We start from the raw sequence: 14,464 nt of genomic DNA, 5'->3' as shown, positions 1-14,464 counted from the left end.
TAATTTTATTACTAATTTTTATCAGCAATGCCTAATTTTTTTATTTTAAATACTTGCAAAACTGCGTATAGTAAGGTTCCCCAAACCAAGGCGATAGCTAAAAGCGAGGCTATGATAAAATAGATTGGAGCTTCATCCCTTCCTGCAGCAATTGAACGCTCTCCTACATTTGAATTGTCAGTTACAACAATCGTGCCCCAATTTACCTCACCACTTGCTTCTGTATTCATATAGTTTTCATCGTCAACTATGTTAGCAAATATAGTTAATTTTCCATTACGTGATGGAATATCTTGAGGAACTTCAAAAGTGGCTATACCTGTTGAATCTGTTGCTACGGCATCGCCTATCGGCAAGTTACTAAACAAGCGTTTCACTGATAAATTCACTGGCACTTCAACTACTGGTTTTCCTTCGGAAGTTACCATAGCTTTACAAACATAAAGCGAATCAGCTTTTTCAAAAGTCAAAGTAATTTTTGCCTCTTTATCCTGTGCATAAGTGCTTGTTATTGAAAACAAAATCATTATGCAAGTTGCTATAAAATATTTATACTTTTCCATTTGGGAATTATTTATAGTTAATTATTTCTTCTTTTCCTTCTAATTTACCTTCTGCAACTTCCCATACTGAAATGATAGGGAAAAATCTTGAAAACAAGGTTACAATCAGCATCATTGCAGCAAAAGTTGCAGCAACAATTGTCCATTCTATAATACTTGGACTGTAATGTGTCCATGATTTTGGGACATCTTGAATAGGTAAATATGGTGTTAGTAGCCCTGGAATAACTATCAAATAACGTTTCCACCAACCTGCAATAAAAACAGCTAGAGCTATTATGGTAAGAGGTAATGGTTTTCTCATTTTTTTGAACATTGGCAATATACACGGTACTACAATCCCGAAGAATACTACTGACCAATAAAATGGAGCTTCTTCACCAATAAATAAGTTTAATAAATGATTAGCGTGTAAGCCTGACATTTTATATGCTGGAACAAGATATTCGTTAATATTAAAATACGCATAAATTAATCCCATTAGCACCATCACTTGTCCTAATTTATCGAAATGCATTTCGGTTAAATATTTTTCTAATTTATATGCTTTTCTAAAAATGTAAGTAGCAAGAATCATAGCAGCCGAACCTAACAAAAAGGCACCTGAAACGAAATAAGCTCCAAAATTTGTGCTATCCCATTCTGATCTTAAAGTTAATGCAAAAAGCCAAGCTGTAACTGTGTGAATGGAAACTCCTAAAGGAATTACTAATATAGTCAATATTTTAACAGTCTTTTTTAATATTTTCCATTGTTCAACTGTTCCTTCCCAACCAAAAGAGAGGATGTCATACATTTTTAATTGCCATTTTGGCAAATGTTTCAAATGATTTTTACAGGTAGTCAGCGATGGAATTAATGGAATAAAAAGTAAAATAATACTTGTTGCTAAATAAGTCATAATTACAATAATATCCCACACAATTGGCGATTGAATTCGTCCGTGGGTTACAAGATAATACAATCTATCAGGTCGTCCCATTGCTGCAACTATACTAACACCGGCCAGCATAATTGCTCCTACAGCAATTACTTCGGCAATTCTGGAAAGTGGTCGATACCATTCAAAATGTGTCAGTTTAAGTACCGCTGACATTAAAACTCCAACTAAACTCAGAGCCACAAAAAACACAAAGTTTGAAATATAAACTCCCCACATAGTGTAATCTCTAAGCGATACGGTTACATATTTGCTTTTGGTTTCTTGAATATAATAAGCAACAACTCCTGCTAAGCAAACTGCAATTAGAAATGCAATCCATATTTTTCCTGCTTTCCCAATTTTTTCGAGTGGACGAAGCAAGTCATCTTTCATTATCATATACTCTTCCTGGGTAAAGGTTTCGTATTTTGTGGAATCTGGTATATTTTTTTCTTTAGACATAGTTTTACTTTTTAAAGATTATTCTTTTGTATTATGAGCTTCTGTTGCCTCTTCAAACGGGAAATTACGAGCTACAGGAGGTAGATAGTAGACCCGCGGTTGTGTTCCTAATTCTTCAAATTGGCGATAAGCTCCTCTATCTTGCAATAGTTTTTTTAATCTAAAAGTATCTTCACCATTCGTAACTACATCTTCTAATTCGTCACCGTGAAGAATGGCACCATTTGGACATTCAACAACACAAGCAGGCAATAATCCTTGTGCAGAACGATCTGTACAGAAATCACATTTGGCAACTGTTCCTTCTTGTGCATAAGGAATTGTGCAGTGGTTGGGATCCGAGGTGTCATTTCCATGCTCTTCAGTAAATTTTACTTGTTCTGGTCTTCCAAAATTGAATGTACGAGCAGAATAAGGGCAAGCTGCCATGCAGAATTTACAACCTATACAACGGTCATTATCAATAGCAACTATTCCATCTGAACGTTTGAATGTGGCATCAACTGGACATACTTTTGTACAAGGAGGATTGTCGCAATGGTAACACATGGTTGGGAACCAATAAGGTGATTCCAATGCTGAATTTTGCATCTTTTTCACCTTGATATATTCAACTGGAGCTAAATAATTATGAGCTTTCTGGCATCCTTCAACACATTTTCTTGCGTTAGCACATCTGGCTAAATCAATCACTCTGATGAATTTTTTCCCTTCTACTCCTTGACGAATTTCTTCTTTACTAAATTTATCATTTGAGGCATGGTGCTCTACTAGCGAACTATCTACTTCTATTAATTTACCCTCAGCTGTAAGCACTTTTACTTTTTTACCGGTAGTTTTTGGACTTTCATCAGTAACTGCTTTTGCAATTGCAGTTCCTGCCAAGGCAATTCCTCCTAAAGCGCCTAGCCTTAGAAAATTCCTTCTGGATGAATTATTATTTTCTTTTTCCATATTGTTTATATTACTTTTTAAAAACTCAACACAATATAAAACAAACCAAGAAAATAGGTTGTTTCATTTTGCATTTAAATTGTGATGTAAATTTCTATATTTCATTTTCAAATTTCAATGATAATTATCATACTTTAAAAAATTTTTCAATAATTTAATTTTAAGCATTATTCTATTCAGATTAGTAATATTAGGATTTTTCGTTTGGTAATTAAAAAAGAGACTTATTTATCCCATTATTCAAAAAAGAAAAAGAGGATAAACCCATCCTTATTGGAATGAGAATCCTCTTTTTTAATTCAATTCACACCATTTGTTGTATTATATTGACAAATGATTTATTTATAGTCTTACCAGGTTCTTGAAATATTAAATCCAATTGCAAAATCACCTTCGAAGAATTCATTTTGATTTAACATATTGCTTTGCTGATTTACAATTCCTCTGTAATTACTCACGAATATTTGAAACGTATGTCCTACAGTTGAGAACTCAGTCCCAATGGAAAAACCAGATTTAGGCGCAATTTCTTGCGACGTAATAGGTTGATTTACATCCAAAAGAATTGACATATCAGAAGTAACTTTGGCTCTACCACCAAATTCAATGGCAAATAAATCATTGCTCATTGGAGCTTGCACAGTGTTATAATGAGAATAACTTGGAGCTATCTGTAATGAAATTGCTTTAGTAATTCGTTTTGCTATTATCAATTGGTTAAAAAAGGACCAACGATCTGACGTGTTATAGAAATTCTCTTTTGGCAAAGCGCTAATAGACATATTCCCATAATAAGTGACACTCACTGGCATTTTACCATTAACCGTTTGTCTTAACAAAGCTGTTTTAAGACTAAAATCTTGTAATCTATTGTCTTTTGTAGTTCCAAAACCAACAGTAATACGATCTGTAATGGAGTAATTTACTGCAATACGAATATTTGCCGGTGCCCAAATCCCAATCATATCATTGGTTCCATTTACTAGACCAAAACGGTGATTCATAACCATTTCTATAGTTCCTTTTGAATAAACCCGATTCGTTTGGCTTTCTATTAATGAAGTACTTTCAAAAGCAGCACGCTCATACTCCACTTCCTTAACGGCTGGAATATTGTCTTTTTGTTCTTGTGCCAATAGCATCATTGGCAAAGAAAACACAGCTATAAATATTATTTTATATAATTTCATGATTTTCTATTTATAGTTAATTATTAAGTGCTCCGGCGTTAATCCACTTGTCAACCAATGCAATTTTTGAATCACTCCATTTTCCTGAAGTTGGCATTTGAGCTGCTCCATCACCCATTAGTGATTTATGTAATTTGCTACCTGCAGCATTTCCTGGAATAACGTATTTGCTGTTTAAAGTCAATGCACTATATGAATTGGCTGATGTTAAATCAGGTGCTGTGGCTCCTGGCTTATGACAATTTATACAATCTTCACTCCATAATGGCTGAATATCTTTTGAGTAAGAAACAACTTCTGGAAGTGTACCAACTTTATCTGCTGGCAGTTCATCATAGTAACAGGATGTTGCCATCAAGCCTAGCGCTAGCATCATTAAATATTGAATTATTTTTTTCATCTTTTTTTTTTAATTGAATAATTGTTTTTATAGTTTACTCAACAATTTTCATTGTCAAAAGATTTAAAGTTCCGTGGGCAATAGCTGAATTACTAAAGAAAGCCATACCAAACTTCATTTCTTTACCTATTTCAAACACAACATCGTTTGCTGTATCTTCAGTTTTTAGTTTACGGGTAATTTCGATAACCCATTTCGTACCAGTGTGAACTGCTTTAATTTTGGTATCGTTTCTAGAATCATACCCTACAAATCCGCTACCGTCATTAATTTTAATACTAGGAAAACGTTTGGTTCCTTTTCCTTGTGCATAAGAAGCAAGATCAGCATTTGGGTCTAAGGTTTTAATAGTTCCAGTTGCATCATCTTTATAAGAAAGCGTTCCATCAACAGCTACTCCTGTAACTACTTTTGCAGTATAGTCTGCAACCTCTGCATCTGTTACCCAATAATAACCTGACAAGCCTGGTTTAATCCATTTTGGTCCTTTTTTACCAGTAACCGCATCCGTAAATACTGGTTTGTCATCATATTGCCCTTTTCCTGCATCAGTTAATCGTCCTTGTGCTTGCGCTGTTCCTCTTTTATCCTGAGTTCCTGCAGCATCATTATATGCATAAACATAACCATCATCAACAGTATTAGAAAGTGCATTTCTATCACGTTTCCAGTGCCATAAGTCTGCTTTTCCAGTTGCTGGCATATAATGTCTGGTTGCTTTGTCTCCTGCTCCTGCACCAGTTAAACCTCCATGGCAAGTGTATGCACAAGTTCCTTCGTTCCATCCTGAAGGAATTGCTCCTGTTGCATCTTTAATAGGAAACATAAATCCTATTTTATCTTCGTAGAATTTGTCATTATCATTGTTAGCATATTTATGTTCTTGTTTCCAAGTTTTTGTAGCTGGATCGAACCAGAAAGATTCTCTATCTCTACTATCATTGTTGTCTTCAACTTCTAATAAAAGATATAGGTTGGTTCCATCATGAGCTCCTTTTAATGAAAATTTATAAGATTCTCCCATATAAGATTCGAAAAGATCTAATGGTTCTGTGTTCAAAAATCCATCAGGATTTAACGGCACTGTTCTAATTCCTGCCGAAGGAACTGTATAAGAATTTATTAATGGTCTTGCATTTGCCCATACGGCGTCAATGTTTCCATCTACAACTGGGGCTGTGGCAAATTTTGTTACCAACAATTCATTAGGACTTGATGTTGCCACCTCTGGTATTGGTTCAACATAATCATCGGCATGGGTACATCCTTGTAAGGAGACTAATAAAAATCCTACAATAATTGACAGAGATTGTTTAATTCTTTTCATAGTTTTAATTGTTAAATTTATTTAAGTAATTTTTAAGTTAATATTGTGATATAAATTTATATTTTATTCTACTTAAATTAAATGATAATTATCATATTATTAAATATTATCAATTAATATGATAATATCATAAAATTCAAAAAAAAAAAAAAAAAACTCCGCATGACTTTGCTATTAAATCAGAATAAATGATTTTTATTAATAATTCTTACGAAAGAGGATGTTTTTGTTTTGTTTTATTTGTTATAAAACTGCAAAAAATAGCGATAAATAAGTTGAAACAGGACTAAAAAGTATTAATTCAAAAACCAAAAAATAGTCTTATAAATCATGTTTATTTTGAAATTATCTGTAGGTTATTTTAGGACGTGTCAAAGGACGTGTCAACTTTATAAATACCCCATACCTTACTGCAACCTTAGCCCAACCTTACAGCAACAAACCACAACAGAATCTCATTGCTTAATTTGGTTTAAGCAATATCAATTGTTTTGTTTCTAAAAGCAACTGTCTGCATAATCATTGACAATACAATAGTCAGCATCGCTCCAATAAAGTTGAGCCACAAATAACCTAGTTTTTCTTCGCCACTCGGGTAAATAAAAATGGCATAGTAATAAATAACAAAAATGGTTATTTGGCTAATAACAGCGCTATAAAATATAGCTTTGGCCTGAACGTGTTTTATATAGAAGCCAACGAGAAAAATACCCAAAACCGTTCCGTAGAATATAGAACCCACAATATTGACCAATTGTATCAAGTTTTCAAACAAAGTTCCAATACTGGCAAAAAGAATGGCTACAATTCCCCAAAACAAAGTGAAAAATTTAGTAGCATTTACATAATGCTTTTCTGATTTTTCCTCTTTTAGATTCCGCTTATAAATATCTATGGCTGTAGTCGATGCCAATGCGTTGAGTCCGGAAGCTGTAGATGACATAGCCGCCGATATAATTACGGCAAGCAATAACCCAATCAAACCTTTGGGTAAATAATTCAAAATGAAATGAAAAAAAACGTAATCTTTATCATTGGTTTCGCTGTGAACATCGGCTTTCAGAATAATTTCTTTGGCACGATCTCTTAAATCTTTTTCCTTGCTGGATAATGCAACCAATTCTTTTCGAAGAATAGGGTTGTCATAATCCTGATTGAGTTGGTCAATATATAATAAATTAATCACTTTCTTATCTTCAGAAAGTGCCTCAAGCTTTTTTTCCAAAACGTGATACTCATTCTTAAATGCAGATTTTTCAACTATTGCTTTATTGTTTGGATTAAAATTCAAAGGAACCGGATTGAATTGGAAAAACACAAAAACCATAACTCCGGTAAGCAAAATAAAGAACTGCATAGGCACTTTTAGCAATCCGTTCATAATCAAACCCATTTGGCTTTCCCTAACCGATTTTCCTGATAAATAGCGTCCCACTTGGGATTGGTCGGTTCCAAAGTAAGCCAAGGCCAGGAAAAAACCTCCGGTAAGTCCACTCCAAATCGTATATTTTTCTTCCGGATCAAAAGAGAAGTCAACTATATTCATTTTATCATTTGCCCCAGCGATGTGCAAAGCGCTGGTAAAAGTCATATCATTGGGTAAAAAATGCAAAATGAGGAAGAACGTAATAAACATACCTAACATTATGACAAACATTTGCTGTTTTTGGGTCACGTTCACGGCTTTTGTTCCTCCCGAAAAGGTGTAAATTATCACCAGAACTCCTATTACAATGTTCATCAAAGTAAGATTCCAACCCAACAATGCCGATAAAATTATCGCTGGGGCATAAATGGTAAGTCCAGTTCCCAAACCTCTTTGCACTAGGAAAAGAATCGCAGCAAGCGAACGAGTTCTTAAATCGAAACGTTTCTCGAGGTATTCATAAGCAGTAAAGACCTTGTATTTATGATAAATTGGAATAAAAGTCACACAAATAACCACCATAGCTATGGGTAATCCAAAATAGAACTGCAAAAACCCCATACCATCGTGATAAGCTTGCCCTGGAGTCGAAAGAAAAGTGATGGCACTGGCTTGTGTAGCCATAACCGAAAGTCCTACAGTATACCAAGGCGTTTCGTTATTGCCTAAAATATAATCTTCCACATTCTTGCTGCCGCGAGTTTTCCAAACGCCATAAATTACTATAAAAAGCAAGGTTACTACAAGTACAATCCAGTCAAATAATTGCATAGGCTAGGAATATAATTTCATTAAAAAATAAAAGATTAAAATATAAATAACATTAGCCACGAGAACCCAAGTGTAGCTTTTTTTCCAAGTTTTAACTTTTTTTGTTTCCATAATTTTTTGTTTTTTGCCACGAAGGCACAAAGGCGCAAATTTTACAAATTATTATTTAATTTTTTATGACTGTCGCAATGCGGACCATAATTTTTATACTATTTTTTTAAACCATTAAGAAATTAATAAAATTAAGTTTTAAGCCTTAATGAACCATAATTTCTTAATGGTTTAAAGAATAAAATGACCTATTTTTTTCTTTGTGTCTTTGTGACTTTGTGGCAATCTTCTTAACGTTTTCCTTTTTCAGCAGGAATTGAAACGGGATTTTGCAACGAAATCATATTGGACAATAATTTATAAGCACCTGAAATTCCTTCGGGTAATTCCCTGAAGAAACTTAATCCTGTGTAAATATAATATCCTTTTCCGTAAGGAGCGATTAATAACGCACCCTTTTTAGGAGTTTCTCCTTTGTCATTGGAAGATAAAATTGGAGTAAAGGCTTTGTCAAAATCACTCGGATAATACAATCCTTGCTCTTGTTTCCAACCTTCGAAATCCTTTGTGGTGATTTTATTGGGTGAATTTAATACAGGATGATTGGGCGCTAAAAACCGAACTTCTGCATTTTCCTCTGTTACTCTGTCGCGAGAGATTTTCATAGGAAACGGTGCAATATTTTCGGTTACCAATTCATTTGGATTATTATATTGCACGAGCATTGTTTTGCCACCCTTTACAAAATCAAAAAGAATATTTTGTTTATTTGCCAATGCCTGAACTGTATTGTAAGCTCGAATTCCAGTCATAACCACATCAAAATTTGCCAGTTTTTCAGGAGAAATTTCTTCCGGATTGAGCAGCGTAACTTTGTAGCCCATTTGCGCCAAACTATTGGGAACTTCATCACCAGCTCCCATAATATAAGCAATTTTTTCTTCTTTAATTTTTAAATCCATTCGGATAAACTTGGCTTCCGAAGGTTTTAATACTTGTTGTTTTGTAATATGGTTGAAGTCAATAATGATTTGCTCTTTGTCAAATATTTTTCCATCAATAATGGCAATGCTTTTAGCAATAACTTCATAAGGTGAGTTTGGAGGCGTAACTTCAAAATACACTGTTAATTCAGTTCCTTTTTTGTCCAAAGTAAAAGGAATAGATTTTGGTAAAACTTGCCAATTTATTGGCAAATCCAATTGTAAATCACCTTTTACAGCATCTTTTCCAGCCTTGATTTTCACAGCCAAATATTTCTTTTTATTGTCTTTGAAAAGCGACACTTTATCAAGAATACTAGTCGTTACTTCAGGAACAATGTCCAGATAATTATACATTTCGCCTTTTACATCATCATTGTATTTGTAAACAACGGTTCTTTCAAAAGGAATTTCGATTCCGTTAATTTGAACGTTGAACACCACTTTTACCTCCCGAATAATGTCAGGGATTCCAATAATCTTTTGATTAGAAACCGTGTACAACCCTTCTGTTGCTTTTTCTTTTAGCCAATAGGGTTGCGTGTATTCAATGGTTGAAGGCAATTGTAAATCAAGATTTATATTTTGTGAAATATTATTTTTTAAAGATAAATTTTGAGGTGTTTTTTTGGATTCTGGCAATGTGATAACACTTGTCAAATCCATTGCAATTTGACTTCTATTTATCACTTCAAGTTTCAATTTTAAAAGGCTCGCCGGAGTTGCTTCTTGATTTTGGGCAACTGCTTCGAGAAATAATCCGGCACAAGCAGCGATAGTTTTTTTGATTTCTTCAGATTTTATTAATTTCCAATGGTTTTCATCCAAAGATTGAATAAGCGAATAAGCTTTCACTAAATCTGGAATACTCGCTGAAGGATTTGCAAAATCAAATTCAGAAGCTATTTTGGTCAGCAATTCTCCAATAGGTTTTCCTCCTTTCACCCGATTCCAGGAAGTGTCAATTCCTTCGAAAATGTCAACTTTATCTTGAAGCGGTTTGCCATTTAAAAATTCTAAATATTCTGTTTCTTCGCCACGACTACCAGTACTGCCAAAACCTTGCGATTGATGACGACTGCGACTCAAGGCAGCTATTTCCTGATTTGATTTCCCTATAGACTGATAATAAACTCCTGTCTGTATCGAAAATAAATTTTTTTTGTCAGCGGCATCAAATTTCTCCTTGCTTCCGTAAAACCACCACGAAGTGTTGAAAAACTGGCGTTTGGGCTGCCAAGGTTCTACTAATTTTAATTGCTCGGGGAAAATAGCCGGATTATTGGCCAAATCAAAACTTTTCACACTCAAGAGTGCCGATGCAGTATGATGACCGTGTGTCGTTCCTGCAGAACGATGGTCAAACCGATTGATAATTACGTCAGGTTGAAATTTTCTAATGGTCCAGACAATATCAGAAAGCACTTTTTCCTTGTCCCAAATTTCTAAAGTTTCATCCGGATTTTTTGAATAACCAAAATCATTGGCACGTGAAAAAAACTGCTCTCCACCATCAATTTTCCGAGCTTCAATCAGTTCTTGGGTTCTGATTACTCCTAGTAATTCTCGCAATTGTGAACCTATCAAATTTTGACCTCCATCACCTCGTGTCAAAGATAAATAGCCTGTTCTTGCTTTTGTTTCATTGGATAAATACGAAATCAACCGAGTATTTTCGTCATCAGGATGTGCTGCAATATAAAGTACGGAACCCAGAAAGGTTAGCTTTTGTATTTGATTGTAAATTTCAACAGAGTTTGGTTTTTGAGGCTGTTGTGCATTTATTATTTGGAAAGAAAGAAGGAATATAACAAGAAATTGAATCAAAACTTTCTGCATTTTTCTGGAATTTAATTGGCAATAAGCCCAAATGTAGTAATTTATTGAATTTCAAAATACAGTTTTTTATTTTCTTTGGCAAAAAGGAACGATTTGGATTCAAAAAAAGAGAACCAATACAGGTTCTCTCATTTTATTATAACGAAAATTAGAAATTAATGCTTGTCATTTCCCTTTCCTTTGTTCTCTTTCCTTTTGTTCTCATTTCCTTTGTTATTACCATTATTTCCTTTGTTATTGCCTCCTTGATTATTCCCACTATTTCCATTTGAATAATTTCCGTTATTACTGTTATTACTGTTATTACTGTTATTACCATAATAATGAGGGTTTTTTCCAATTGTTTTTTGCGGACTTCCTTTATATCCTTTATGATATTTTGCTTTATGGCTATTGAAATAGTAATATGGATGTGAACCGTGATAATCTGTTAAAACTACTTTATATCCACTGTACAAATCATAATTTCTGTAGGTTCCGGGTAAATATCTTGCCCTAATCCATATTCCGTTATTAATGTAAATAAATTGAGAAGCTCTAATGTCATAATAAGCCTGAACATCTGGTAAATAATAATAGTGCACATTAGAATAACCAACCGGACCCCAAGAAGGAGGCGAACCAATGGTTACATTTACCGAAACCTGCGCTTGCATCAGACTAGATGCAAATAGGAATATTCCCACCGCAATTAATTTTAATGTTTTCATTTTTTTTGATTTTTATTTAAAATTATCATTGAGCTAAAGTTACAAAATAATACACAAAAACGTTACATTATCATCTTTAATATTTACAAAATTTTAATTCCAAACAAAAGAGTTTAAATTTGTAAAATAATTTTCAACAATGGGTTAGCTTATTTTTGTTATTTATAAATAACGGTTCTTGGCTTGTCTAAACCAAAATCCTGAAATCCAAAATCAGAAGAATCAAATGAATTTGTTTTGAAAATATTATTGCCATTTCCAGGAATAGTTGGATAATAAGCAAGGGAAACCTGAAAAGTACGAAACACTAAATAATCATTAGTAATTATAAATCCAATTCCAATTTTTGAAAAAGCTTGGCTATTGCGCAATCCTGTTTCTTCGGTTCCGAGCATTGCAATCGTATAATTGAAATAAGGATTTAATCGGAAACCCAAAAGATTCCAAGGTGAATAGGCTTGAGTTTGAAAAGTCAACATCATTTTTTGATTGCCATAAATGGCACTTTTGAAACCTTGAATTCCATAATTTTCGTTAATTGTTAGCTGGTCTCCAATAGAATTCTGACGATTAATTCCAATAATTATTTGAGGTTTAATAAACTGCCTTAATTTCCATTTTCCAATATCAATCAAATTAGTGAAATAATCGGCTTGGAAAGAAAATGCTGTTTGATTGGTTACCGTTTTATTGAAGAATGTTCCCAACTCAAAGTTAAGACTTAGAAATCCCCATTCAAAATAATTCCCAAATGAAACCTGGCCTCCTAAATAGAAACGTCCAACATCATTTTTATATTGGTAACCAGATGTTATACCAAATATTTTTCCAATAGGAACATCCTCGATGACACCACTTTTGAAAATATACTTGTCCTCAACATATTTTCGCGTTGAAATCCCAATACCAGAAAGGAAAAGTTGTTCTGAAGAATAAAAATCAATTGGGTCATAATCAATTGTTGGACTTTCAAGGTAATCTATATTCAGGAACCTGCCGGAGATAATCAGGTTAGTTACTCTGTCATTTTCTGAATTCCCCTTAGACAGCTTAAAAGCTCGCCCTGTCCAATAGTCCTGTGCATTGTATTTAAACTTTTGTCGGGCATAAACTAAATTGATATCTGCAAGTGTATCAGTCCTAAATTGTTGAGTCAGATAAACACCTCCGGCCCATTTTGCAAAAGGGGAGTAAAAAGGACGTTCAATATTGATACTTTTGCCATGATTATCATCTAAATCATTAAAATAATTAAAGGTTGTTTTAATGAATGTATTTTTGATATTTGGAACAACATATTCCAGAATATAAGCATTTTTTCCGTCAGTGTATCTTTTTTGATATCTACTGTTAAAAGTATGACCAGAGCCAAAAAAATTACGTTCATTCAATTGAAAATTAGCCTTTGTATCTGTAACCTCAACTCTTGGCAATAAACTCCAACTGTCTAAAACGCGGATAAAAACATCAACTGAATCAGCATTTTCAGCAATTAGTTCTGTGGCAATTGTAACTCTGCTAATATAGCTTTGAGCTCTTATTAAACGCACCGATTCTTTTACCAATAAGGAATCCAAAGGTTTGTTTTCTCTAATAAGCAATAAATTCCGAATAGCTAATCGTTTAGTTTTTATGTGAATATGATTCCCGTTTTTTTCGACCCAGTTTCTGGGCTTCTTTGTAGTATCAATCTCAGAATATCCAAAAGGGTCAAGAGTAACAATATTAATATTTCTGATAATTTTGCCCTCAAATTGTTGATAACTCTTTTGAATTATTCTTTTCTTTTTCTTCTTTTTTGAATTGATTGGTTTAAAAACCAACTTATGAACAAACTTGGTAAACTTATGTTTTTTTGAATAGGTTTGAATGTCCTTATACATTTCTAAACTATCTTTTTTAGGAACATTTTCTTGTGAAAAAGAGATTTGAAAGAAAAGAAATATAAAAATTATGGAGAGAATTTTTGGTTTTTGGAACATAAAAAAGATTAATAGTTGCTGATAAAATTTTTACATTGGCAAATTTGTATAACAAGCAAATATTAGATTTTTTAGTTTCAAAAGTGTTGTATTATTTTTAAAATTTCTTATATAATTATCACTTTAAATCAGTCAGCAAAATCAATTGGATCAATAGGTTTTTTTATAATCGAAATGCCTTTTTGCAGCAGCAGATTATTTGGATAGACAATCATTTCACCATTTTTGGATTTCAAATAAACGTGAAAGGCACGAATATCTTCGATTGTAGCTTCAATAGGAAAATCTTTATCGTGTATGAGAATCACATCACCAATTCTGAACGGAAAAGAAAAAAACAGGATAATTCCTGAAGTAATATTGCTAAGAATTGACCATTGGGCAAACATCGCAACTCCGACAACAGTTGTTATGGAGGAAAGTGCAATAAAAATATCTTTGGTCTGAACTCCCCAAATAATAATTATGGAAAATGCGGCCAGAATATTAATCAATAGATGAAAGTATTTAATAACCAGTTTTGTTCGACGCTCCTTTATTTGGCTTGACTTGGCATAACGTCGCACTAATTTTGAAACAATAACTCGTAATATCATCACTAAAACTAATAGAATTCCTGTGGCAATTACTTCTCTTGTGAAATCATTAAAAAATCCCATATCTTAAAATTTAATGCTAAATTACTCAAATATTCGTAGACTTTCTATGCAACCATTCCCAGAATTTGTATACATTTTATATATACTAATTTAGTATTTTCTTTAATAAAAAAGAGAGTCCCAAAATAGAGGGCACTGAAAAAGTCATTTTAGTACTTAATTGATTAATAAATAAGGAGTAGAAAACTAGTTTTTCTGCTCCTTATTTTGTATTTTTAAGTTTAA

11 protein-coding genes are annotated in these 14,464 nt (G+C 33.2%); all 11 read right to left on the bottom strand.

What is annotated here, in order from left to right; all coding sequences use genetic code 11:
• Nucleotides 1-11 precede the first annotated feature (11 nt).
• The 11 genes from ACH2BV_RS14895 to ACH2BV_RS14845 all read right to left on the bottom strand — a co-directional run bounded on the left by ACH2BV_RS14895 (nucleotide 12) and on the right by ACH2BV_RS14845 (nucleotide 14,239).
• On the bottom strand, nucleotides 12-563 hold the full coding sequence (locus ACH2BV_RS14895) for a hypothetical protein (RefSeq protein WP_395051574.1): 552 nt from the start codon (nucleotides 561-563) through the stop codon (nucleotides 12-14).
• Between the two features lie 7 nt (nucleotides 564-570).
• Nucleotides 571-1,947, bottom strand: coding sequence for an NrfD/PsrC family molybdoenzyme membrane anchor subunit (nrfD, locus tag ACH2BV_RS14890; RefSeq protein ID WP_395051573.1), 1,377 nt, complete (start codon nucleotides 1,945-1,947; stop codon nucleotides 571-573).
• A gap of 18 nt (nucleotides 1,948-1,965) precedes the next feature.
• Nucleotides 1,966-2,901, bottom strand: a complete 936-nt coding sequence (locus ACH2BV_RS14885) for a 4Fe-4S dicluster domain-containing protein (RefSeq protein ID WP_395051572.1) — start codon at nucleotides 2,899-2,901, stop codon at nucleotides 1,966-1,968.
• A gap of 350 nt (nucleotides 2,902-3,251) precedes the next feature.
• Nucleotides 3,252-4,091 (bottom strand): DUF5777 family beta-barrel protein, encoded by an 840-nt coding sequence (locus ACH2BV_RS14880; protein WP_395051571.1) that lies wholly within the window; start codon nucleotides 4,089-4,091, stop codon nucleotides 3,252-3,254.
• A 16-nt stretch (nucleotides 4,092-4,107) separates the two neighbouring features.
• A complete protein-coding gene (locus ACH2BV_RS14875) occupies nucleotides 4,108-4,467 on the bottom strand; it encodes a hypothetical protein (protein ID WP_395051570.1) in 360 nt (119 codons plus the stop codon).
• Between the two features lie 58 nt (nucleotides 4,468-4,525).
• A complete protein-coding gene (locus ACH2BV_RS14870) occupies nucleotides 4,526-5,818 on the bottom strand; it encodes an ethylbenzene dehydrogenase-related protein (RefSeq protein ID WP_395051569.1) in 1,293 nt (430 codons plus the stop codon).
• Between the two features lie 472 nt (nucleotides 5,819-6,290).
• A complete protein-coding gene (locus ACH2BV_RS14865; protein ID WP_395051568.1) occupies nucleotides 6,291-8,015 on the bottom strand; it encodes a sodium:solute symporter in 1,725 nt (574 codons plus the stop codon).
• A 341-nt stretch (nucleotides 8,016-8,356) separates the two neighbouring features.
• Entirely contained in the window at nucleotides 8,357-10,888 is a 2,532-nt protein-coding gene (locus ACH2BV_RS14860) for a PIG-L family deacetylase (protein ID WP_395051566.1), read from the bottom strand.
• Between the two features lie 155 nt (nucleotides 10,889-11,043).
• The gene (locus tag ACH2BV_RS14855; RefSeq protein ID WP_395051565.1) at nucleotides 11,044-11,598 is read right to left on the bottom strand and encodes a hypothetical protein; all 555 of its coding nucleotides are present in this window, start codon (nucleotides 11,596-11,598) and stop codon (nucleotides 11,044-11,046) included.
• A gap of 158 nt (nucleotides 11,599-11,756) precedes the next feature.
• On the bottom strand, nucleotides 11,757-13,481 hold the full coding sequence (locus ACH2BV_RS14850) for a hypothetical protein (protein WP_395051564.1): 1,725 nt from the start codon (nucleotides 13,479-13,481) through the stop codon (nucleotides 11,757-11,759).
• 227 nt (nucleotides 13,482-13,708) lie between these two features.
• Nucleotides 13,709-14,239 (bottom strand): mechanosensitive ion channel domain-containing protein, encoded by a 531-nt coding sequence (locus ACH2BV_RS14845; protein ID WP_395051563.1) that lies wholly within the window; start codon nucleotides 14,237-14,239, stop codon nucleotides 13,709-13,711.
• Between the last annotated feature and the right edge of the window lie 225 nt (nucleotides 14,240-14,464).

The sequence above is a fragment of the Flavobacterium sp. genome (genome assembly GCF_043780635.1).
Classification (GTDB): Bacteria; Bacteroidota; Bacteroidia; order Flavobacteriales; family Flavobacteriaceae; genus Flavobacterium.
Note: the sequence above shows the minus strand (reverse complement) of the source record. Positions and strands in the feature narration are given on the sequence as shown.

Bases quoted from the DNA above. Each gene is read 5' to 3' on its own strand.
- ACH2BV_RS14885 (WP_395051572.1), bottom strand. From the start codon at position 2,901: ATGGAAAAAGAAAATAATAATTCATCCAGAAGGAATTTTCTAAGGCTA.
- ACH2BV_RS14860 (WP_395051566.1), bottom strand. From the start codon at position 10,888: ATGCAGAAAGTTTTGATTCAATTTCTTGTTATATTCCTTCTTTCTTTC.
- ACH2BV_RS14895 (WP_395051574.1), bottom strand. From the start codon at position 563: ATGGAAAAGTATAAATATTTTATAGCAACTTGCATAATGATTTTGTTT.
- ACH2BV_RS14855 (WP_395051565.1), bottom strand. From the start codon at position 11,598: ATGAAAACATTAAAATTAATTGCGGTGGGAATATTCCTATTTGCATCT.
- ACH2BV_RS14850 (WP_395051564.1), bottom strand. From the start codon at position 13,481: ATGTATAAGGACATTCAAACCTATTCAAAAAAACATAAGTTTACCAAG.
- ACH2BV_RS14870 (WP_395051569.1), bottom strand. From the start codon at position 5,818: ATGAAAAGAATTAAACAATCTCTGTCAATTATTGTAGGATTTTTATTA.
- nrfD (WP_395051573.1), bottom strand. From the start codon at position 1,947: ATGTCTAAAGAAAAAAATATACCAGATTCCACAAAATACGAAACCTTT.
- ACH2BV_RS14875 (WP_395051570.1), bottom strand. From the start codon at position 4,467: ATGATGCTAGCGCTAGGCTTGATGGCAACATCCTGTTACTATGATGAA.
- ACH2BV_RS14845 (WP_395051563.1), bottom strand. From the start codon at position 14,239: ATGGGATTTTTTAATGATTTCACAAGAGAAGTAATTGCCACAGGAATT.
- ACH2BV_RS14880 (WP_395051571.1), bottom strand. From the start codon at position 4,091: ATGAAATTATATAAAATAATATTTATAGCTGTGTTTTCTTTGCCAATG.
- ACH2BV_RS14865 (WP_395051568.1), bottom strand. From the start codon at position 8,015: ATGCAATTATTTGACTGGATTGTACTTGTAGTAACCTTGCTTTTTATA.